The 20,357-nt window shown below is 72.8% G+C and carries 18 protein-coding genes and 1 tRNA gene; 9 read left to right on the forward strand and 10 right to left on the reverse strand.

Annotated features, from left to right (window positions below; all coding sequences use genetic code 11):
• Positions 1-273, reverse strand: a 273-nt coding sequence (locus tag AB0F01_RS30470) for a hypothetical protein (RefSeq protein ID WP_362102446.1), incomplete at its 3' end; no start/stop codon positions are given.
• Between the two features lie 320 nt (positions 274-593).
• Between AB0F01_RS30470 and AB0F01_RS30475 the strand changes: the two genes are divergently transcribed.
• On the forward strand, positions 594-1,307 hold the full coding sequence (locus AB0F01_RS30475; protein ID WP_362102449.1) for a site-specific integrase: 714 nt from the start codon (positions 594-596) through the stop codon (positions 1,305-1,307).
• A 72-nt stretch (positions 1,308-1,379) separates the two neighbouring features.
• Here the strand turns inward: AB0F01_RS30475 and AB0F01_RS30480 are convergent.
• The 7 genes from AB0F01_RS30480 to galU form a co-directional block, all read right to left on the reverse strand.
• Positions 1,380-1,453: transfer RNA gene (locus AB0F01_RS30480), tRNA-Ala, on the reverse strand.
• A gap of 82 nt (positions 1,454-1,535) precedes the next feature.
• The gene (gene glpR, locus AB0F01_RS30485; RefSeq protein WP_362102451.1) at positions 1,536-2,951 is read right to left on the reverse strand and encodes a gephyrin-like molybdotransferase receptor GlpR; all 1,416 of its coding nucleotides are present in this window, start codon (positions 2,949-2,951) and stop codon (positions 1,536-1,538) included.
• Positions 2,952-3,123: 172 nt separating this feature from the next.
• On the reverse strand, positions 3,124-3,807 hold the full coding sequence (locus AB0F01_RS30490) for a GNAT family protein (RefSeq protein ID WP_362102454.1): 684 nt from the start codon (positions 3,805-3,807) through the stop codon (positions 3,124-3,126).
• A gap of 17 nt (positions 3,808-3,824) precedes the next feature.
• The gene (locus tag AB0F01_RS30495; RefSeq protein WP_362102457.1) at positions 3,825-4,367 is read right to left on the reverse strand and encodes a MogA/MoaB family molybdenum cofactor biosynthesis protein; all 543 of its coding nucleotides are present in this window, start codon (positions 4,365-4,367) and stop codon (positions 3,825-3,827) included.
• Positions 4,364-4,876, reverse strand: coding sequence for a cyclic pyranopterin monophosphate synthase MoaC (moaC, locus tag AB0F01_RS30500; protein ID WP_362102460.1), 513 nt, complete (start codon positions 4,874-4,876; stop codon positions 4,364-4,366). Before moaC ends, AB0F01_RS30495 begins: the two co-directional genes overlap by 4 nt.
• Positions 4,877-5,159: 283 nt before the next feature.
• A complete protein-coding gene (glp, locus tag AB0F01_RS30505) occupies positions 5,160-6,482 on the reverse strand; it encodes a gephyrin-like molybdotransferase Glp (RefSeq protein ID WP_362102463.1) in 1,323 nt (440 codons plus the stop codon).
• Positions 6,479-7,390 (reverse strand): UTP--glucose-1-phosphate uridylyltransferase GalU, encoded by a 912-nt coding sequence (gene galU / locus AB0F01_RS30510; RefSeq protein WP_362102466.1) that lies wholly within the window; start codon positions 7,388-7,390, stop codon positions 6,479-6,481. Before galU ends, glp begins: the two co-directional genes overlap by 4 nt.
• A 92-nt stretch (positions 7,391-7,482) precedes the next feature.
• Between galU and AB0F01_RS30515 the strand changes: the two genes are divergently transcribed.
• Positions 7,483-8,097 carry a 5-formyltetrahydrofolate cyclo-ligase gene (locus AB0F01_RS30515; RefSeq protein WP_362102469.1) on the forward strand — a complete coding sequence of 205 codons (615 nt, stop codon included), beginning with the start codon at positions 7,483-7,485 and terminating at the stop codon, positions 8,095-8,097.
• 206 nt (positions 8,098-8,303) lie between these two features.
• Here the strand turns inward: AB0F01_RS30515 and AB0F01_RS30520 are convergent, their stop codons facing one another.
• Positions 8,304-11,195 (reverse strand): penicillin acylase family protein, encoded by a 2,892-nt coding sequence (locus tag AB0F01_RS30520; RefSeq protein WP_362102472.1) that lies wholly within the window; start codon positions 11,193-11,195, stop codon positions 8,304-8,306.
• A gap of 243 nt (positions 11,196-11,438) precedes the next feature.
• Here AB0F01_RS30520 and AB0F01_RS30525 point away from each other — a divergent pair, with 243 nt between their 5' ends.
• The 6 genes from AB0F01_RS30525 to mscL all read left to right on the forward strand — a co-directional run bounded on the left by AB0F01_RS30525 (position 11,439) and on the right by mscL (position 18,173).
• Complete coding sequence (locus AB0F01_RS30525) at positions 11,439-12,974, forward strand: potassium/proton antiporter (protein ID WP_362102474.1); 1,536 nt, start codon at positions 11,439-11,441, stop codon at positions 12,972-12,974.
• Between the two features lie 553 nt (positions 12,975-13,527).
• Positions 13,528-14,814, forward strand: coding sequence for an MFS transporter (locus tag AB0F01_RS30530; protein WP_362102476.1), 1,287 nt, complete (start codon positions 13,528-13,530; stop codon positions 14,812-14,814).
• A gap of 67 nt (positions 14,815-14,881) precedes the next feature.
• Positions 14,882-15,220 carry an FmdB family zinc ribbon protein gene (locus tag AB0F01_RS30535; protein WP_362102479.1) on the forward strand — a complete coding sequence of 113 codons (339 nt, stop codon included), beginning with the start codon at positions 14,882-14,884 and terminating at the stop codon, positions 15,218-15,220.
• Positions 15,221-15,503: 283 nt separating this feature from the next.
• Complete coding sequence (locus AB0F01_RS30540; RefSeq protein ID WP_362102482.1) at positions 15,504-16,382, forward strand: S-methyl-5'-thioadenosine phosphorylase; 879 nt, start codon at positions 15,504-15,506, stop codon at positions 16,380-16,382.
• A gap of 297 nt (positions 16,383-16,679) precedes the next feature.
• Positions 16,680-17,510, forward strand: a complete 831-nt coding sequence (locus tag AB0F01_RS30545) for an RcpC/CpaB family pilus assembly protein (protein ID WP_362102493.1) — start codon at positions 16,680-16,682, stop codon at positions 17,508-17,510.
• A 132-nt stretch (positions 17,511-17,642) separates the two neighbouring features.
• On the forward strand, positions 17,643-18,173 hold the full coding sequence (gene mscL, locus AB0F01_RS30550) for a large conductance mechanosensitive channel protein MscL (protein WP_362102485.1): 531 nt from the start codon (positions 17,643-17,645) through the stop codon (positions 18,171-18,173).
• 40 nt (positions 18,174-18,213) lie between these two features.
• Here mscL and AB0F01_RS30555 read toward each other — a convergent pair whose 3' ends face one another.
• Positions 18,214-18,396, reverse strand: a complete 183-nt coding sequence (locus tag AB0F01_RS30555) for a hypothetical protein (RefSeq protein ID WP_362102488.1) — start codon at positions 18,394-18,396, stop codon at positions 18,214-18,216.
• A gap of 375 nt (positions 18,397-18,771) precedes the next feature.
• On the opposite strand from AB0F01_RS30555, the gene AB0F01_RS30560 reads away from it, so the two are divergent.
• On the forward strand, positions 18,772-19,851 hold the full coding sequence (locus AB0F01_RS30560; RefSeq protein ID WP_362102490.1) for a P1 family peptidase: 1,080 nt from the start codon (positions 18,772-18,774) through the stop codon (positions 19,849-19,851).
• Positions 19,852-20,357: the final 506 nt, after the last annotated feature.

A 20,357-nucleotide genomic window follows, 5' to 3' on the forward strand; every position in this document is an offset into this window, starting at 1 on the left:
CCCGAGGACGTCGAACTCGCCGCATGACCCCCACAAGCCAAACCACCCCAAACCGAACCTGGGCGCCTTGACGGAAGACATAGAGGCACCCCCCCACGCCACCATCAGTCCTACGTACCGGAAGGTCGCGTAGGCCCTGGAATAGCCAGCGTTCCAGACTCCCCCGTGCGCCTTGGCCGCCGCATCCCGCCACCCCCGGTAGTCAGTAGCCAGAATGACGCCTAGAAGCGACATCATCAGCGGGCCCAGGATGATCATCACGGCTGCTATCACCTGCTCATTCTGCGGTGCGCGATCACCCAGGGGAAGCCAGCCAGCTTCCCCTCAACCCACCACTCACCCCAGCTCCCATCCCGTCCGCCGTCGACCCACACACCGTGGAGCGGGCGTGGTTCAGGGCGTCAAGGTGGAGCGCGCCACTGTACGAACGACCTTGACGCCCTGGGCCGCGTCTGCTCGGCTCTGCCTGGGTCGGCGGTGGACGGGATGGGAGCACCCCGCGCACGCCCCTACGAGCCCGCAGTCGGGAACGGTGCCCCCTCCATCCCGGTGCCGGCCGATCCCCCGCCGGAGGCATCATCTTGTGCCCGCGGATGACGTCCCGCCCTTGCCCGCATGCACGCAGCGCGCCGCCGGGCGCGGCCAGCCGGGGCGAAGACAGGAGGCAGGCCGCGCCGCAGAGGCGGCGCGCGCCCGCGCCGTGCGCGGGCCTTGAAGCGGCCAGCGCGGCTCATGACCCGCTGTGCGCGGCCTACGTGCTGATCCTGGTCCTGGGCTTCCGTCGCGGTGAGGTGCTGGGCCTCACTTGGGAGAACGTCAACCTGGACGCCGGTGAGATCACGGTGCAGATGCAGTTACAACGGATCAACCGGCGCTTGGTCCACGACGAGACCAAAACCGAAGCGTCCTCGGCCACGCTGCCGCTCCCGGAGATCTGCATCGCGGCTCTTCAGCGGAGGCAGAAGGAACGCGACTTGGCCAAGCAAGCTGCGGGTGAGCTGTGGTCAGACTCCGATTTCGTGTTCACGACGCGCTACGGCACGCCATTCGAACCGCGCAACTTCAACCGCCGGTTCGTTGACCGGTCGGCACGCGCCGGCGTCCGTCAGATCCGGTTGCACGACACCCGGCACACCTGCGGTTCGCTCCTGGCTGCACTCGACGTGCACCCGCGGGTCGCGATGCAGATCCTTCGGCACAGCAAGATCGCGGTGACCATGGAGGTGTACACGCACGTCCCGTCGGACGCTACCCGCCGGGCGCTGCGCAAGCTGGGCAAGCACCTTGGGAAGCAAGATCCGGAGTAGTTGCTGTACTTCGCTGCTGTACGACATGTCGAAGCCCCGGCCGGGAGATCCCGACCGGGGCTTCGAGCTGCGTGGACCTGAGGGGATTTGAACCCCTGGCCCCCTCGATGCGAACGAGGTGCGCTACCGGACTGCGCCACAGGCCCTTGCAACGAGTGAAACTTTAGCACCCCGATCCGGCTGCTCGGAAATCCGTTGCCGGTGGGGCCGCGGACGCCGGGGGCCGGGCTACTCGTTGGCGGCCCGGGGCCGCTCGCCGTCCTCGTACTGGTCGAAGAGCGGGGTGCGGCCGCGCTCGCGGGCGCGGCGCGCGGAGGCGGCGCGGCGGGCGTCGGTGCGGCCGTCGCCGTCGGGCCGCTCGTCGGCGTCGGTCTCCGCCTCGTCGGGTTCGGCGGCGGCCGGGGTCTCCTGCGGGCCGGGCGCGACGGCGCTGGAGCGGGCCGAGCTCCAGGTGTCCGGGGCGCCGAGGTCCACGTCGCTGGTGGCGCGCGGGGCGACGGGGGCGGTGACGTAGGTGGGGAGCGGGACGGGGACCGGGTCCCAGCTGTCGCTGCCCTGGCCCGGGCGCCGCTGCCGCTCGCGCTGCTGGTCGACCCACTCGGCGTGGTCGGTCTGCTCGACGAGGGCGCGCCGGTCGGCCGCCAGTGCGGAGAGGCCCGGGTCGGTGTCGGAACCCGCCTCCGGTCCTTCCGGTTCGTCGGGGTCGGCCTCGGCTGGGGCCGGGCGGCGGCGCGGCCGGGGCTGGCGCTCGCGCAGGCGCTGGGCGGCGGCCTCGGCCTGGCGGCGGTCCATCTGGTAGGCGAAACGGCGGCGTTCCTGGGAGCGCAGGTGGGCGATGTACGCGCTGAGCAGGACGGCGGGGATGCCGGGCGCCCACAGGAAGGCCAGCCCGCCGACGGCGGCGACGATCGCGCCGAGGGTGAAGGCGAGGAAGAGCACCGTGGTGGTGCGACGACGGCGTGCGAGCACCTTCGAGCGCCGGGCGCGCGCGGCGGCCTGCGCCGCCTGGGCCCGCCGGGCGCGCTGGGCCGCGTGGGCGGCGCGGGTGGCGTCCTGGGCGGCGTGCACGGCGTCGGCCGGACGGTCGTGATCGTGCCGGTGACCGTGGGGGCTGCCGTGCCGGTCGTCGTGGGCGGGGCGGTCCGGGTGGTCCGCCCCGGCGGCCTGGCTCTCCCGGCTCTCCCGGCGGGCGGGCGGGACGAGGCCGGGGTGCGCGCCGGGGGCCGGCCGGCGTCGGCCGTGGCCGTCCGCCCGGTCCGCTCCGTCCCCCCGGTCGGCTCCGTCCTCCGCGCTCTCGCGGCCGGTGCCGTCCGCGTGCTCGTGCGGGGGCTGGGAGGCCGGTTCCGAGAAGGTCACCCGGGTCTGCGGGCGGGTCCTGGACACGGCGAAGGCCCGGACGTCCACCGAGTCGGTGATCGCGTCCGGGTCGTGGACGTGCTGCTCCTCCTCCTCGGAGGAGCGCGCCCGGTCCTTGGCGTACCGGCGCTCCATGCCCGCCCGTCCGGACAGCAATCGGATGGCGGTGCTGAAGCGTTCCGTCGGACGGGCCTCGTTCAGCTCGTCCTGCCTACGGAGCCACATCGGCACCAAGTAGGCGGCCCAGGCCCCGACGATGACTGCGTAGATGAGGCCGCTGCTGCTCACGCCTCACACGGTAGAGGGGTTTGCGTGGGGCCATCCGCCAATTGGGCCGGTGTGTCGCACGATCTGGCTGATATTTCGAACTTTTCTTGTGACCGATGCGATCAGCGGACCGCTCGACCCGGGAATTCGGAGCCGGGACACGGTCACCACCCGATCAATTTCGAACATTCATTCAATTACCGCGGTGGTACGGGATGCCGGGACGGCGTCTGCCGTTCTCCGCACCGGCCTCGGATCCCCCTGACCGGCCCTCCGGCCTCTCCTGCCGGCCCCGTGACCGGCGCCAACGTGCCAGCAGGCCCTCGGGGACCTCCTCCGCGGTGAGGGCGAAGACGAGGTGGTCGCGCCAGGCACCGTCGATGTGGAGATAACGGGGGCGCAGTCCCTCCTCACGGAATCCGAGCTTTTCCACGACGCGGCGGCTCGGCCCGTTCTCCGGGCGAATGCAGATCTCCAGGCGGTGCAGGCCGACGGTGCGGAAACAGTGGTCGGCGGCCATCGCCACGGCCGTCGGCATCACTCCGCGCCCCGCCACGGCCTCGTCCACCCAGTACCCCACGTGCCCGGAGCACATGGAGCCCCAGGTGATGCCGGCGACGGTCAACTGGCCCGCCAGGCGGCCCTGGTACTCGATGACGAACGGCAGCATGCGCCCGGCGTTCGCCTCGGTCCGCAGGTGCCGGACCATCTGACGGTAGGTCGGCCGGTGGACGACGGGACCGGAGGGCGTGGGCGGCGGGATGGTCGCCTCCCAGGGCCGCAGCCAGTCCCGGTTGCGCCGGTTGACCTCACGCCAGGCCCGCTGGTCGCGCAGCTTTATCGGCCGGAGGACGATGTCGCCGTCCACCAGTTCCACGGGCCAGGCGGGGCGGTTCAGCGCGCACCCCCGCTCCGGGCGTCGGGGCGCTCGTGGTCACCACCGCGCAACTGGTCGACGGCGTGCCGCAGCAGGGGCTCCAGGACGGCGAGGCCGTCCTTCACCCCGCCGGTGGACCCGGGCAGGTTGACGATCAGCGTGCGGCCGGCGACGCCCGCGAGCCCGCGGGAGAGCGCGGCCGTCGGCACCTTCTCGCGGCCGTACGCGCGGACGGCCTCCGCGATGCCGGGCACCTCGCGGTCGATGACCCCGCGGGTGGCCTCGGGGGTGCGGTCGGTGGGCGAGATGCCGGTGCCGCCGGTGGTCACGACGACGTCGTAGCCGGTGTCGGCGGCGGCGCGCAGCGCGGCCGCCACGGGGTCGCCGTCGGGGACGACCTGCGGGCCGTCGACGGTGAAGCCGAGGCGGCGCAGGCCGTCGGCGATCAGTGGCCCGCCCCGGTCCTCGTAGACGCCGGAGGCGGCCCGGTTGGAGGCGGTGACGACCAGCGCCCGGTACGGCGCGGGCGCGGCACCCCCGGACGGTGTGCCGGCGGTCATGTCCTGCTCCAGTCGCCGGACTTGCCGCCCGTCTTCTCCTCGACCCGCACGTCCGTGATGACCGCCTCCTTGTCGACCGCCTTGACCATGTCGATCACGGTGAGCGCGGCCACGGAGACCGCGGTGAGCGCCTCCATCTCGACACCCGTGCGGTCCGTCGTCCTCACCGTCGCCGCGATCTCCACGGCGTCGTCCGCGACCGACAGGTCCAGTGTCACACCGGACACCGACAGGGGGTGACAGAGCGGGATCAGGTCGGGGGTGCGCTTGGCACCCATGATGCCCGCGATGCGCGCGGTGGCCAGGGCGTCCCCCTTCGGGACGCCCTCGCCGCGCAGCAGCTCGACCACGCGCGGCGAGACGAGGACGCGGCCCGTGGCGCGGGCGGTGCGGGCGGTGACGTCCTTGCCGGACACGTCGACCATGCGGGCGGCGCCCGCCTCGTCGATGTGCGTCAGCCGGCGCTGTGCGGAGGGTCCGGGGGTGTCCCCCCGGGAAGGCACGGTCATGATCGTGTGGCGCTCCCGGTCCGGGCCCGTCGCGGTGCGGCGCACGGGCCTGCTGTGCGCGACACGCTACCGCCAACCCGGGACGGCCGGCCGGGCAGGAGCCGTCCGGTCGCGGCGGTCGGCGGCCGACCGAGCGGCACCGTCGGCCCCGGCGGCCGGCCGAGCGGCGACACCTCCGTCCCGCCGTCAGCCGGGCGGGACACCTCGGCCGGTGCGGGGGCCGGGCGGGAGCACCTCGGCCCCGGCGGCCGGCCGAGCGGCACCGCCCCGGTCGTCGCGGCCGTCAGCCGAGCAGCACGACCTCGGTCGCGGTGCCCGGTTCGAGGGCTTCGACGTCCTCGGGGACGACGATCAGCGCGTTGGCCCGGGCGAGCGCGGCCACCAGGTGCGATCCGGCGCCGCCGACCGGGGTCACGGCGCCGTCGGCGTAGCGGCCGCGCAGGAACTGGCGGCGACCCTTGGGCGAGGTCAGGGGGCGGTCGGCGGTGAGGGTCGCGCTCGTCCGGGGCCGGTGCACGTCGGTGAGGCCCATCAGGGTGCGGATGGCGGGACGGACGAACAGCTCGAAGGAGACGTAGGAGGAGACCGGGTTGCCGGGGAGGGCGAGCAGCGGGGTGTGGTCAGGGCCGATGGAGCCGAAGCCCTGCGGCTTGCCGGGCTGCATGGCCAGCCGGCGGAAGTCGATGCCGCTGCCCGGTTCGTCCTCGTCGGCGACGGACGACAGGGCCTCCTTGACCACGTCGTACGCGCCGACGCTCACACCGCCGGTGGTGACCATGAGGTCGGCCCGGACCAGCTGGTCCTCGATGGTGTCCCGCAGGGTCGCGGCGTCGTCGGTGACGGCCCCCACCCGGTAGGCGAGGGCACCGGCGTCCCGCGCGGCGGCGGTGAGGGCGAAGCTGTTGGAGTCGTAGATCTGTCCGGGCCGCAGCTCCTCGCCGGGCTGGACGAGTTCGCTGCCGGTGGAGAGCACCACCACGCGCGGGCGCGGGCGCACCCGGACGGTGCCCCGGCCGATGGCCGCGAGCAGGGAGATCTGGGGCGGGCCGAGCACGGTGCCGGCCGTCAGGGCCCGGTCCCCGGCCTTGACGTCGCTGCCCCGGGTGCGCACGTGGGCTCCGGCCGGGGCCGCCCGGTGGACGCGGACCTGCCCCGCGGCGCCCTCGGGGGCGAGGCTGCGGGCCCGCATCCCGGTGGCGGGACCGCCGCCGAGGCCGCCGTCGGTCCACTCGACCGGGACCACGGTCTCCGCGCCCGGCGGGAGCGGCGCCCCGGTCATGATGCGGGCGGCCTGTCCGGGGCCGACGTGGATCAGGTCGGCCTGGCCGGCGGCGACGTCACCGACGACCTCCAGGGCCGCCGGGTACTCCTCGCTCGCGCCGGCGACGTCCGCGACCCGCACCGCGTACCCGTCCATGGAACTGTTGTCGAACGGGGGCAGGGACACCGGCACCGTGACGTCCTCGACCAGGACGCAGCCCTGGGCGTCGAGGAGGTGCAGCTCGATGGGTTCGAGCGGCCGGACGGTGCTGAGGATGTCGTCCAGGTGCTCGTCCACCGACCAGAGGTGGTCCGGGCCTGCGGTGCGGGGCGCGGCAGTGCTCAACGTTGCTGCATCTCCTCGGTGACGTAACGGCGGAGCCAGGTCCGGAAGTCCGGGCCCAGGTCCTCACGTTCGCACGCGAGTCGGACGATGGCACGCAGGTAGTCGCCGCGGTCGCCGGTGTCATAACGGCGTCCCTCGAAGACGACGCCGTGCACCGGGCCGCCGACCCCTTCGTCCGCCGCGAGCTGCTGGAGGGCGTCGGTGAGCTGGATCTCGCCGCCGCGGCCGGGCTCGGTCTTGCGCAGTATCTCGAAGACGGCGGGGTCGAGCACGTAGCGGCCGATGACGGCGTAGTGGGACGGCGCGTCGGCGGCGTCCGGCTTCTCGACCAGACCGCTGACCCGGACGACGTCGGCGTCGGCGGTGGCCTCGACGGCGGCGGATCCATAGAGGTGGATCTGCTCGGGCGCCACCGCCATCAGGGCGATGACGCTGCCGCCGTGCTGCGCCTGCACGTCGATCATGCGCTGGAGCAGGGGGTCGCGCGGGTCGATCAGGTCGTCGCCGAGGAGCACGGCGAAGGGCTCGTCGCCCACGTGCGGGGCGGCGCACAGCACGGCGTGTCCCAGACCCTTGGGGTCGCCCTGGCGGACGTAGTGCATGGTCGCCAGGTCGCTGGACTCCTGCACCTTGGCCAGGCGGTCGGCGTCGCCCTTCTTCTCCAGGGCGGACTCCAGTTCGTAATTGCGGTCGAAGTGGTCCTCCAGGGGCCGCTTGTTGCGGCCCGTGACCATGAGGACGTCGTCGAGGCCGGCGGTGACGGCCTCCTCGACCACGTACTGGATCGCCGGCTTGTCGACGACCGGGAGCATCTCCTTGGGAGTGGCCTTCGTGGCCGGCAGGAACCGGGTGCCGAGGCCTGCTGCCGGGATGACAGCCTTGCTGATCCGAGGGTGTGACTGAGACATGGCGGCCACACTATCCGGTGCCTTTGCGGGGAATCTGCAGCTCCGGTTACTTCCTGCTCATATGAACATATTGGAACAGGACAGGGACAACCTTGAGATACAACCGTCGCGCGAACGACCCTGACAAACGCTCCCTACGACGGGACATCCTCGCGGTGAGGAACGGGTTGACGGCCGATGACGTGCGGGTGTCGGCGTCCGCGCTCGCCCGGCAGGCCCTCGGCCTGCGCGAGCTGGAGCACGCGCGCACCGTGGCCGCGTACGTCTCCGTCGGGAGCGAGCCGGGCACGCTCGCGCTGCTCGACGCGCTGCGCGCGCGGGGCGTGCGCGTCCTGCTCCCCGCGCTCCTGCCCGACAACGACCTGGACTGGGGCCGCTACGAGGGACCGGACTCCCTGGCGCCGGTCCGGCACGGCGGGCGCATGACCCTGCTCGAACCGGCGGGCGACCGCCTCGGCCCGGACGCCGTCACCGAGGCTGACGTGGTGCTGCTGCCGGGACTCGCCGTCGACACGCGCGGCATGCGGCTGGGCCGCGGCGGCGGCTCCTACGACCGGGTCCTCGCCCGCCTGGAACGCGCCGGCGCCCGTCCGGCGCTCGTGGTGCTGCTGTACGACGGTGAGGTGGTCCCCCGGGTGCCCGAGGAGCCGCACGACCGCCCGGTGCGCGCGGCGGTGACGCCGTCGGGGGTACGGCACTTCGGCTGAGGCGGGAGCGGGGGCGGGAGCGTGGCAGGGCGGACGGGGAAGGGCGAGGCAAGCCACGGGCCTGGGGGTCTCCCGGCCGCTCTCGACGGGTGCTCAGGTGCCCCGGTACGGAAACGGGAAGGCGGTCGCCGCGCGGAGGGTGCGCGGCGACCGCCCTCCCGGTCACTCGGCCACTCGGCCACTCAGCCACTCGGGCTCAGCCGGGGTCAGGGTTCCAGCTTCAGCGTGTTCTCCGTCTTCGCGTCGACCGCCTTGCCCGTGTACGCCCACGGCAGCAGCTCGCCCTTGGCCCACTTGTCGGTCTGGTCGACGTAGTGGGAGCTGTAGGCGTGGCCGGAGGCGCCGGTGAGGTTGATCCACCGGGACTTGTCGAAGTCGTCGAGGTTGACCACCATCCGCATCGACGGGACCCAGATCACCCCGTAGCCGCCGGCGGCGTTCCAGCCGGTGGCGTTGACGGTGGCCTCGCCGCCGCTGAGCTTCCACGGGCCCCGGTTCAGGGCCTTGCGCAGGAAGTTGGGGCCCTCGGTGCCGAGCGTCTGGTTCTCGAGGAACAGCCGGTGCAGCCGGCCCCAGCTCCAGCTGTCGATGTCCTTGCCCAGCTTGGCGGTCAGCTCCCAGCGGGCGTCGATCATGGCCCGCTTGAACAGGTCGTCCCGGTTCTTGTCGGCGCCCGGGCGGGTGCCCCGCTCGGGGGTGGACCACCAGTCGCTGTCCTGGTCCTTCTTCAGGGTGGTGACCACCTCGAACCAGCGGTCGCCGCCGTCGGGCTGCGCCTGGTCGGCCGCGCGCCGGCCGCACTCGCGCACCTTCTCGGCCTCGTCCGCGGGACCGGTGGTGTTGACCGGGTCGACCCACAGGCACTGGCCCTCGACCCGCAGCTCCTTGGGCAGCTTGTGCCCGAAGGCCAGCTTCAGGATGTTGCGCCACACGGAGTTGAAGTAGGCGGCTGCGGCCGAGTCGGCGTCCTGGGTGTAGTCCCAGCCCTCCAGCAGCTTCTGCGCCTCACGGACGTCCGGGTCCCCGGTGTCGATCTTGAGCAGGTCGGGCACCAGGCTGCGGGCGATCTCGCTGTGGTTGTCCAGCTGCATCTGCCGCATGTCGTTCGTGGAGATCTTGCCGCCGTCCTTGATCTTCAGCTTGATCAGGTCGTTGATCCGCTGGCTGCGCGCGCCGTACCCCCAGTCGGTGGTCAGGGTGTACGGGTAGGCGTCGGGGTCGACGACGGCCTGGTTGGCGGTGACGATGTAGCCGCGCTCGGGGTCGAACTCGTAGGGCAGGGCGTCCTGCTCGATCCAGCCGGTCCACTCGTAGTCCGGGTCCCAGCCGGGCGCCGGGACGGAACCGTCGTGCTGCTTCGCGCGGGTGGGGATCTTCCCGGGCAGGGTGTAGCCGATGTGGCCTTCGGTGTCGGCGTAGACGAGGTTCTGCGACGGGACCTCGAAGAGGGTGGCCGCCTCGCGGAAGTCCTCCCAGTTCTCGGCGCGGTTCATCGCGAAGACGGCGTCCATGGTGCGGCCGGCGTCCAGCGCGGTCCAGCGCAGCGACACTCCGTAGCCGTCGCCCCGGTCGGGTGCGGCGGCGGCGACGGTGGCCTTCTTGCCGGTCCGCACCAGCTCGTCGGAGCGGTCGGAGAGCAGGGGCCCGTTGCCGGTCTCCCGGACGACGATCTTCCGGTCCTTCCCGCCGGCGACCCGGATGGTCTCCTCGCGGGTCTCGAAGGGAACCACCTTGCCGTCGCGCTGGTAGCCCTCGCCGGTGATCTTCTCCAGGTAGAGGTCGGTGACGTCGACGCCGGAGTTGGTCAGGCCCCAGGCGATGTCCCCGTTGTGGCCGATGACCACGCCGGGCATGCCCGCGAAGGTGTAGCCGGAGACGTCGTACCGGCACGTGGCGGAGACGCTGCGGCAGTGCAGGCCCATCTGGTACCAGACGGAGGGCAGGGAGGCCGACAGGTGCGGGTCGTTGGCCAGCAGGGGCTTGCCGGTGACGGTGTGGCGGCCGTGGACCACCCAGGAGTTGGAGCCGATGCCGTCGCCGTTGACGCCGACCGCGGTGGGCAGGTCCTTCAGCACGTCCTGGAGGCCGGCGAGCTGACCCTCGAGGCCCGAGCCGTCGCCCTCGGTCCCCTGCGCGCCGCCCACTCCGGTGCCGTCCGGAGTGCCCGTCCCGGTGCCGGTGCCCGTGCCGTCGCCCGTGCCGGTGCCCGTTCCGGTCCCGGTGCCGTCGGGAGTGCCGCCGAGGCCCGACCCGGACCCCGTGCCCGTGCCCGTTCCGGTGCCGTCGCCGCTCGCGCCCTGGCCGGACCCGCCCTGCTCGAAGGCTCCGGTGAGCTCGTTGTACTGGCCCTCCGCGATGACCGGCTTGTTCCGGCTGTAGGGGTACTTCGGATACAGGTCGGCGATCTGCTTCGGGCCGAGGCGGCTGGTCATCAGGGCCCGGTCGATCTCGTCCTGCATGTTCCCGCGCAGGTCCCAGGCCATCGCCTTCAGCCACGCCACCGAGTCCACCGGCGTCCAGGCCCCGGGCTTGTAGTCGTTGGTGAAGCCCAGCGCCGCGTATTCGAGGCTGAGTTCCTTGCCGTCCTTGCCGTCGAGGTAGGCGTTGACGCCCTTGGCGTACGCGTCGAGGTACTTCTTCGTCGCGGGGGACAGCTTCTTCTCGTACTCCTCCTCGGCGATCCGGTCCCAGCCCAGGGTGCGCAGGAAGGCGTCGGTGTCGACCTGGCTCTCGCCGAACATCTCCGACAGCCGGCCGGAGGTCATGTGGCGGCGCACGTCCATCTCGTAGAACCGGTCCTGCGCCTGGACGTAGCCCTGCGCCATGAACAGGTCCTCGTCGGAGTCCGCGTAGATCTGCGGGATCCCGTTGCCGTCGCGCTTGACGTCCACGGGGCCGGACAGGCCCTTCAGCGTGACGGTGCCCTCGGTCAGCGGGAACGAGGCGCGCACGGTGCTGATGGACCAGTACGCCGCGTAGGCGACACCACCGATCAGTGCCAGCACCAGCACGAGCGCCATGAGGCGGAGTTTGCGCCCCTTCTTCCGGCCGGGCGTGCCGGCCTGCTGACCCGTGGAGGCGGTGGTGTCGGTGGGCATCGCTGTCCTTGCTGTCCTAACGCGAGCGGCAGGTCGGGCTGTGCTTTTAACTGAGCGCTGGAGCAACGATAGGCGCAGGGCCCCGCGCCACTTGACGCAAGGTCGGGAACCAGCCCGGACGGACGTTCGATCTTGCCGTGACCGGCGTCAAGAACGCGTCAAGACTTAGGTAAAGTAACGAAGTGATGGTGCCGTGGCACCGGGGCCGGGTCCCGGCGCGCGACACAGGCGAGCCCGCGCGCGGTGCGCACGCGTCACGGAAGGGACCGGCCCCTGACTGTCCACCACCTCAACCAGCTGTTGCTCGTCTGCTCGCTCGTGCTGCTCGTGGCCGTCGCGGCGGTCCGGATCTCCTCGCGCAGCGGCCTGCCCAGTCTGCTCGTCTACCTGGGCATCGGCATCGCCCTGGGCCAGGACGGCCTCGGCGGCATCCGGTTCGACAACGCCGAACTGACGCAGGTCATCGGGTACGCGGCCCTGGTCGTGATCCTGGCCGAGGGCGGCCTGAGCACGAAGTGGTCGGAGTGCAGACCCGCGCTGCCCGCCGCCACCGCGCTCGCGCTGGCGGGCGTCGCGGTGAGCGTGGGGGTCACCGCGACGGCCGCGCACTTCCTGGTCGGACTGGAGTGGCGGCAGGCGCTGATCATCGGGGCGGTGGTGTCCTCGACGGACGCGGCGGCCGTGTTCTCGGTGCTGCGCAGGATCCCCCTCCCCCGCCGCGTGACGGGCACCCTGGAGGCCGAGTCCGGCTTCAACGACGCCCCCGTGGTCATCCTCGTCGTCGCCTTCTCCACGGCCGGGCCGGTCGAGCACTGGTACGTCCTGATCGGCGAGATAGCGCTGGAGCTGGCCATCGGCGCCGCCATCGGGCTCGCGGTGGGCTGGCTCGGCTCCTGGGGCCTGCGCCACGTCGCCCTCCCGGCGTCCGGGCTCTACCCGATCGCCGTCATGGCCATCGCCGTCGCCGCCTACGCCACCGGTGCCCTCGCCCACGGCAGCGGGTTCCTCGCCGTCTACCTGGCCTCCATGGTGCTGGGCAACTCGGGCCTGCCGCACTGGCCCGCCACCCGCGGCTTCGCCGAAGGGCTCGGCTGGATCGCCCAGATCGGCATGTTCGTGCTGCTGGGCCTGCTCGTCTCGCCGCACGAGATGGGCGACGACATCGTGCCCGCCCTGCTCATCGGGCTGGCCCTGACGATGGTGGCCCGGCCGCTGAGCGTGGTGCTGTGCCTGCTGCCCTTCCGGGTGCCCTGGCAGGAACAGACCCTGATGTCGTGGGCGGGACTGCGCGGGGCGGTGCCCATCATCCTGGCCACGATCCCGATGGTGCAGGAGGTCGACGGCAGCCGCCGCATCTTCAACATCGTCTTCGTCCTGGTCGTCGTCTACACCCTGGTCCAGGGGCCGACCCTGCCGTGGCTGGCCGGCCGGCTGCGCCTGGGCAGCGGCCCGGAGGCCGCCGACCTCGGCATCGAGTCGGCACCCCTGGAGCGGCTCCGCGGCCACCTGCTGTCCTTCACGATCCCGGAGGGGTCACGGATGCACGGCGTCGAGGTGGCGGAACTGCGCCTGCCGGCCGGTTCCGCCGTCACCCTGGTCGTCCGCGACGGCACGTCGTTCGTACCCCTGCCGGCGACCGTGTTGCGGCGTGGCGACGAACTCCTCGTCGTCGCCACCGACCCGGTGCGCGACGCCGCCGAACGCCGGCTCCGCGCGATCGGCCGCGGCGGCAAGCTGGCCGGCTGGCTGGGGACGGACGGTTCACGGGTGGTGGGGTGAGGGGGTGAGGGGGTGACGGGGTGAGGGGGTGAGGGGGTGGTCGGGCGAGGGGGGTGACCCCGGTGGCGGGGTGGCCGGTGGCGGGGGTGAGGGGGAGCGGCGGTTGCCCGGCCGTGGGTGGGAAGGGGTGGGCCTTGAGGGGGTAGGCCATAAAGGGGTGCGCGCGGGGCCTCGGTGAGCGGGTGCGGCGTGAGGGTGTGGCCCGTGAGCGGGTGCGGGGTGAGTGTGTGGGCCGTGAGGGTGGGGGCCCGGCGGACACTGCCCGGCCGCCCGGTCCCGGGGGCTTCCCGCTCCCCCGCCTTCGGGTCCCCATTCACAGGCATACGGCCTGGTGGTGCTCCGTTTCACAGGCATCGCGGCCCCGCCTGCCTGTACCATGCAGGCGAGACCCCAGATCGAACCAACTCTGCCTGATGCAGAGCTGGCGCGACCGTATGGCGGCCGGCACGCCCTGAGCTGTGGCACCGGTATCTACCGCAGTCAGCGCAAGAGGACAGCTCTCGGCGCGCCCCCTGTCGGGCCTGCGCTACCAGGCGGCAGAAAGGCACGGGCCGTGGCATCCACGGTCACCTCGTCGGAGAAGTCGGCGGCCACCTCCCGCCCGGGATACGGCCAACTGCTGCGCACTCGCGGTGCCTGGACCTTCCTGGTTCCCGGTTTCGCGGCCCGCCAGCCGTTCGCTATGCTCACCCTCTCCATCGTGCTGCTGGTGCAGCACACCACCGGCTCCTACGGAGCGGCCGGTGCCGTCGCCGCCGTCACCGGCGTGTCGATGGCTCTCTTCGCCCCCTACAGCGGACGGCTCGCCGACCGGCACGGGCAGCGCGCCGTCCTGGTGCCCGGCGTGCTGGTGCACGCCCTGTCCGGGGTGACCCTGACCGCGCTGGCCCTGGCCGACGCCCCGCTGTGGGCGCTGTTCGTCGCCGCGGTGCCCACGGGCGCCTCGGTGCCGCAGGTCGGGCCCATGGTCCGGGCCCGGTGGGGCGTGAAGCTCAAGAACTCCCCGCTGATGAACACGGCGGCGGCCTTCGAGTCGGTCACCGACGAGTTCACCTTCGTCGTCGGCCCCCTGCTGGCCACCGCCCTGTGCACGACCGTCGACCCGGCCGCCGGACTGCTCGCCGAGGCGACGCTCACCCTGGTCGGCGGCCTGCTGTTCGCCGCGCAGAAGGGCACCCAGCCGGCGGTCGCCGCCGACCGGCGCACGCGGGTGAAGCACGCGTCCGCGCTGACCGTGCCCGGCGTGCGGGTACTGATCGTGATCTTCGTCGGCATCGGCTCCGTGTTCGGCGGCATGCAGGTGTCGCTGGCCGCGTTCTCCGAGTCCATCGACCGGCCCGCCCTGAACGGCGTCCTCTACGGCGTCTTCGCCGCGGGCAACATGCTCGCCGGCGTCGCCTGCGGGGCCATCGCCTGGAAGACCGCGCCCCAGCGCCGGCTCCTGATCGGCTACACGGCGCTCGCCCTGACCGCGTCCGCCCTGTGGACCGCCCACTCGGCACTGCTGCTGGCCGCGCTCGGCCTGCTGGTCGGCATGTCCATCGCACCCTCCCTGATCACCGGTTACACCCTGGTGGACGATCTCGTCCCGGCGGGCGCCCGCACCGAGGCCTTCACCTGGCTCACCGGTGCCGTCGCCCTCGGCCAGGCCGCCGCGGTGACCGTCGCCGGTCAGCTGGAGGACCGGCTGTGGGACGGCGCCGGGTTCCTGGTGCCGATGGGGGGCACGCTGCTCGCCCTGATCACCCTTGTGGCCCTGCGGTCACGGCTGGTCCCGGCCCCGCGCGGACGCACCGTCGCACGTGTCGTGGGTCACCGCGCGCCCGTCGCAGTGGACTGATCCCACGGAATACGTCACTATGGACCGTCGTTAGCACTCATCGAGTGAGAGTGCCAGGAGGAAGACAGTGCCGACCTACCAGTACCAGTGCACCGAGTGCGGCGAGGGCCTCGAGGCGGTGCAGAAGTTCACCGATGACGCTCTCACCGAGTGCCCGAACTGCCAGGGCCGCCTGAAGAAGGTGTTCTCTGCGGTGGGCATCGTCTTCAAGGGCTCCGGCTTCTACCGCAACGACAGCCGCGGCTCCTCGTCGAGCAGCTCGCCGGCGTCGAAGTCGTCGTCGTCCGACTCGTCCTCGTCGTCTTCCTCCTCGTCGTCTTCGTCGTCCTCGTCCTCCGCGACGTCCGGCTCGGGCGCGAGCTCGTCGTCCGGCTCCGGCAGCTCGACGAGCACGACCGCCGCGTAGCGCCCGCTCCGGCTCACCTGCCACTGACCCCGTCGCCCCTGGGCGGCGGGGTTTTGGCGTTGGGGGGTCGGTGGGGTGGCGTGGTGGCGCCTGGTGTCCGGGGGGCGGGCATCGGCTCGGGGCTGGTCGAGGTCAAGGTCGGGGCCGTGGGTTGCTCGCGGGCGGTGCCGCTGGTTCGGGCATGGTTCGGAGGGCCGGTCCGGGAGGTTGGTTCGGAGGGCGGTTGGGGCGGCCGGTCCGGAGGGCCGGTTCGGAGGGCCGGTGGGCCGTTAGGGTGCGGACCATGGCGAACAAGGCGAACGCTCCTCGGCCGGCCACCGCGCCGACCGCGACGGCAGACATCGGCGTGATCGGCGGCTCCGGTTTCTACTCCTTCCTCGACGACGTGACCGAGATCGAGGTCGACACCCCCTACGGGGCGCCCAGCGACTCCCTCTTCCTCGGTGAGGTCGCCGGCCGACGGGTCGCGTTCCTCCCCCGCCACGGACGCGGGCACCACCTGCCGCCCCACCGCATCAACTACCGGGCCAACCTGTGGGCGCTGCGCTCCGTGGGGGTGCGGCAGGTGCTTGGCCCCTGCGCGGTGGGCGGCCTGCGCCCCGAGTACGGACCGGGCACGCTGCTGGTCCCGGACCAGCTCGTCGACCGGACGAAGTCCCGCGCGGGCAGCTATTTCGACGGGTTTCCGCTCCCCGACGGCTCCGTCCCGAACGTGGTGCACGTGTCGCTGGCCGACCCCTACTGCCCCACCGGCCGGGCCGCCGCCCTGAAGTCGGCCCACGGGCGGGACTGGGCCCCGGTCGACGGCGGAACACTGGTGGTCGTGGAGGGGCCGCGCTTCTCCACCCGCGCGGAGTCGCTGTGGCACCAGGCGCAGGGCTGGTCCGTGGTGGGCATGACCGGTCATCCCGAGGCGGCCCTCGCCCGCGAGCTGGAGCTCTGCTACACCTCCCTGGCCCTCGTCACCGACCTCGACGCCGGCGCCGAGACGGGTGAGGGCGTCTCCCACGACGAGGTCCTTCGGGTGTTCGCGGCCAACGTGGACCGGTTGCGGGGCGTGCTCTTCGACACCGTGGCAGCACTCCCGGCGGCGGACGAGGAGCGCGAGTGCCTCTGCGCGTCCGCGCTCGGCGGGATGGACCCCGGGATCGCTCTGCCGTAGGGCGGGATGCGGGGGCCCTAACACGCGGAGTGGTGCGCCTCGGCTCGGGGTGGTGTGCCTTGACGCGGGGTGGTGCGCCTCGGCGCGGTGGGGGTCTGTGCGGGGCGGAGGCTCTCCTTCGGGTGACGGACTTTTCCACAGGGCCCCTGCACGTCCACAGGCCCCGGCAAGCCGCGGCGACAGACGCCATCGTGGGGATCGCAAGCCAGCCGATCCCTCGTCACAGGTGGTGGTCCCGTGTCGTCGTCCGTGTGGTCGTCCGTGCCGAACCGTCGTCCCCCGTCCCCGTCCCCATCCCTGTTCGCCACTTCCTCCCCCGCCGGCCCCTACCCTCCTTCCGGCCCGCCCCCGTCCCCACCACGCCCTCTTCCGGCTGCCCCTCCTACCGCTCCTGCCCCTCCTGCCGCTCCCGCTTCTCCTGCTGCTTCGGCCGGGCCCTTCGGCCCCTCTGCCGTTCCCGCGTCACCGCCTCCACGTGCGGGCGCCCCCGTCCGGCATACCCGCGGCCTCAACAGGCCGGCCGAGGCCGAGGTACCGCCGACGTGCGAGGTGCCGCACTTCGCCCCGGTGCGTGTACGAGCCGGGGTGCTCAACGCGGGCAGGCTGACCGCGCACCGGAGGAGGGCCGTGGCGGCGGGTCTCGCGGTCACGGCCGCCGCACTCGTGGCCGCCGGGCCGCGGGAGGCCGACCGCTCCCGGGGGCACTCCGACGCCTCGGGCACCGCACGCCCGGCCGCCGCGGCGAAGGCCCGGGACACCGTGCGCAAACGCGGCGCGGCGACGTACGTGACGGCGCCCGTGCGGATCGCCGACGCCGCGACGGTACGTCTGCTGCGGCCGGGCGACCGGGTCGACGTGATCGCGGCCGACGAACGCGCGACCGGCGGCGCGACCGGCGGCGCGGCCCGTGTGGTGGCACGCGGGGCGCGCGTCACGGACGTACCCGGCCCCCCGGACGACGCCGGCGACGCGGGCGCCAGGACGGGCGGGCCCACCCCCGCCGACGAGGCCGTGGTGGGCGACGGGATGCACGGCGGGGCACTCGTGGTGCTGTCGGTGCCGCGTGCCACGGCAGCCGAACTCGTCGGCGCGAGCGCCACCGCACGGCTGGCGGTGGCCCTGTGCTGAACAGTGCCTTTTCGAGCATCGCGTCCGTTTCGCATCCCTCGTACGAGCGACCCGATTGGACAGGCCGACACGGCGTTGACGTAGGTTGCGGAGCGTTTTGTTCCCACCGCGTACGCGAGAAGAGGCACCGAGTTGAGCGAGCAGAAGGACACCAGCATCTGGCAGGGCTTCAAGGCCTTCCTGATGCGCGGCAACGTCGTCGACCTGGCCGTGGCCGTGGTGATCGGTGCCGCCTTCACGAACATCGTCAACGCGGTCGTGAAAGGTGTCATCAACCCGCTCGTCGGAGCGTTCGGCACACAGAACCTCGACAGCTACAGCTCGTGCCTGAAGGGTCCCTGCGAGGGGAGCGGCGACGCCGCGACGGGTGTCAGGATCCTGTGGGGCTCGGTCCTCGGGGCCACGTTGCAGTTCGTGATCACGGCGGCGGTGGTCTACTTCCTGATGGTGCTGCCCATGGCCAAGTACCTGGCCCGCGTCGAGGCCCGCAGGAAGGCCAAGGAGGGCACACAGGAAGTGCTCGAGGTCTCCGAGCTGGAGGTCCTGAAGGAGATCCGCGACGCTCTGGTGTCACAGCGAGGCTCGGCCCCCGGCTCGGGCTCGGCCCCCGGCTCCGGCTCCGGCTCCGGCTCCGGCTCCGGCTCCGGCTCCGGCGAACGCTGAGCACACGCGTCGCAAGGCGCGCCGGAGGCGTGGGAACGGGTCAGATGTGGTGGGGCGGCTTCTCGTCGAGGAACCGCTTCAGGTCCGCCGCACTGTCACCGGACGGCCGCTCTCCCCACCCGCGGTCCGTGTCGTCGGAGGACTGCTGGTCCAACGGGTCGTCGAAGACCAGCGCGGGCTTCGACTCGCTCGGTTCGGCGTCGGGGGTAGGGGTAGTGCTCATACGTCCAGGGTACGACCGCGGTCGTCCGCACCCACCCTGCTGCACTCAGCCGCTCCGTCACCGCCCGGACGTGGCCCCGCCTTCGTCGCCCAGACCCCGCCCCCGCGTCCACCGGGCCGGGCAGGACCCAGCCAAGTGGACGCCGGTGGCCGGAGCCGGCACGTACTGCCGCGGTGCAGCAGAGACGACACGCAGGGCGGCTCCGGGTCGAAGCCGGCACCGGAACGTGGTGAACCGCCGAGAGATACGGCTGAGCCCGCCCGAGATGCGGGTGATCGACGCTCGGTGCGGGTGAACGACGTGCAGTGCGGGTGATCGACGCGCGGTGCGGGTGAGCCGCATGGCCGGGCGGGGCCGCTGCTCCAGACTGGCGCCATGACAGTTGACGCTCTGACGGATGTGACCGGCCTGCGCGTCGGGCACGCCACGCACACCGGCGACGGCGCACTCACCGGGGCCACGGTCGTCCTCGCACCGGAGGACGGGGCGGTGGCCGCCGTGGACGTGCGCGGTGGTGGTCCCGGAACCAAGGAGACCGACGCCCTCGACCCGCGCAACCTCGTACAGAAGGTGCAGGCCGTCGTCCTGACCGGTGGCAGTGCCTACGGGCTCGACGCGGCGTCCGGGGTGATGGCCTGGCTGGAGGAACGCGGACGCGGGGTGCGCGTGGGACCCGACCCCGCGCATGTCGTTCCGGTCGTGCCGGCGGCGTGCGTGTTCGACCTGGGCCGGGGCGGCGACTTCCGGGCCCGCCCGGACGCGGCCACGGGACGCGCCGCGGTCGAGGCCGCTTCCGCGACCGAGCCCGGGGCCCCGGTTCCGCAGGGGTGTGTGGGCGCGGGTACGGGAGCGGTGGTCGGGCAGCTGAAGGGTGGGATCGGTACCGCCTCGACGGTCCTGGAGTCCGGTGTCACCGTCGCGGCACTGGTGGTCGCCAACGCGGCGGGGTCGGTGGTCGATCCGGAAACGGGGGTGCTGTACGGGGAGTTGTTCGCCGGGCGGGTGCGCTACCCGGACGCCGAGGTCCACCGCGCCGCACTCCGGCGGCTCGAGGAGCTGGCCGAGCGCAGCGCTCCTCCGCCGCTCAACACGACGCTGGCCGTCGTGGCCACCGACGCGGCCCTGACCAAGGCGCAGGCCCAGAAGCTGGCCGGCACGTCCCACGACGGCATCGCCCGCGCAGTGCGGCCGGTCCACCTGCTCAGCGACGGCGACACGGTGTTCACCCTGGCCACGGGTGCACGCCGGCTCGACCCCGCCAACCCCCTGGCGCTCAACGACCTCCTGGCGGCGGGCGCGGACACGGTCACCCGCGCCATCGTGCGAGCCGTCCACCTGGCCGAGTCCGTGGACGGCCCGGGCGGAGCGTGGCCGTCGTACGGGGAGTTGTACGGAAGGGAGAAGGGAGAGGCCCGGGTCGAGGGCAGGAACGGTAGCGGTACCGACGGGAGCTGAAGGCTGCCGGGGCCTCGTGGCTGACGCCGTCTCCCCCACCACGGAGCCGGCATCGGCCACCGCTGCGCCGAGTCCGCCGCCGCCGTGCGAAGTCGCCCAGCGTTCCCCGCCTCGGCCGCCACCTGTACGGGCGGGGCAGGGCACGGGGAAGCGTGACGGGGAGGCGCGGTGACCGGCTGGGGTCACAGGTTGCGGAGTTGAACTCCCCCTCGGGACTGCCGTCAGCAAGGGAAGTGCGCCCCGTGCTGAGAGACGGCCGGGGGCCGAGAGTCCGGAACCGAGCCGACCGGAGGCCGACGGGCGGAACCGAGACGGCCGAGAGCCAAGGGCCGAGAGCCGGGGACCGAGAGCCGCAGACCGAGTGCGGAGGGCCGCCAGCGGGAGAAGGGCGGCGAGTTGGGGGCGGGGTGGGTGGAGGAGGGGGGAGGGGGAGGGGGGAGGGCGCACTCGACGGAGGCCGCAAGATCGCCGAGGGCAAGGGCCCCCTGCGCAGCGCCGTCGAGGTG

The organism is Streptomyces sp. NPDC029526, from assembly GCF_040637405.1.
Taxonomy (GTDB): domain Bacteria; phylum Actinomycetota; class Actinomycetes; order Streptomycetales; family Streptomycetaceae; genus Streptomyces.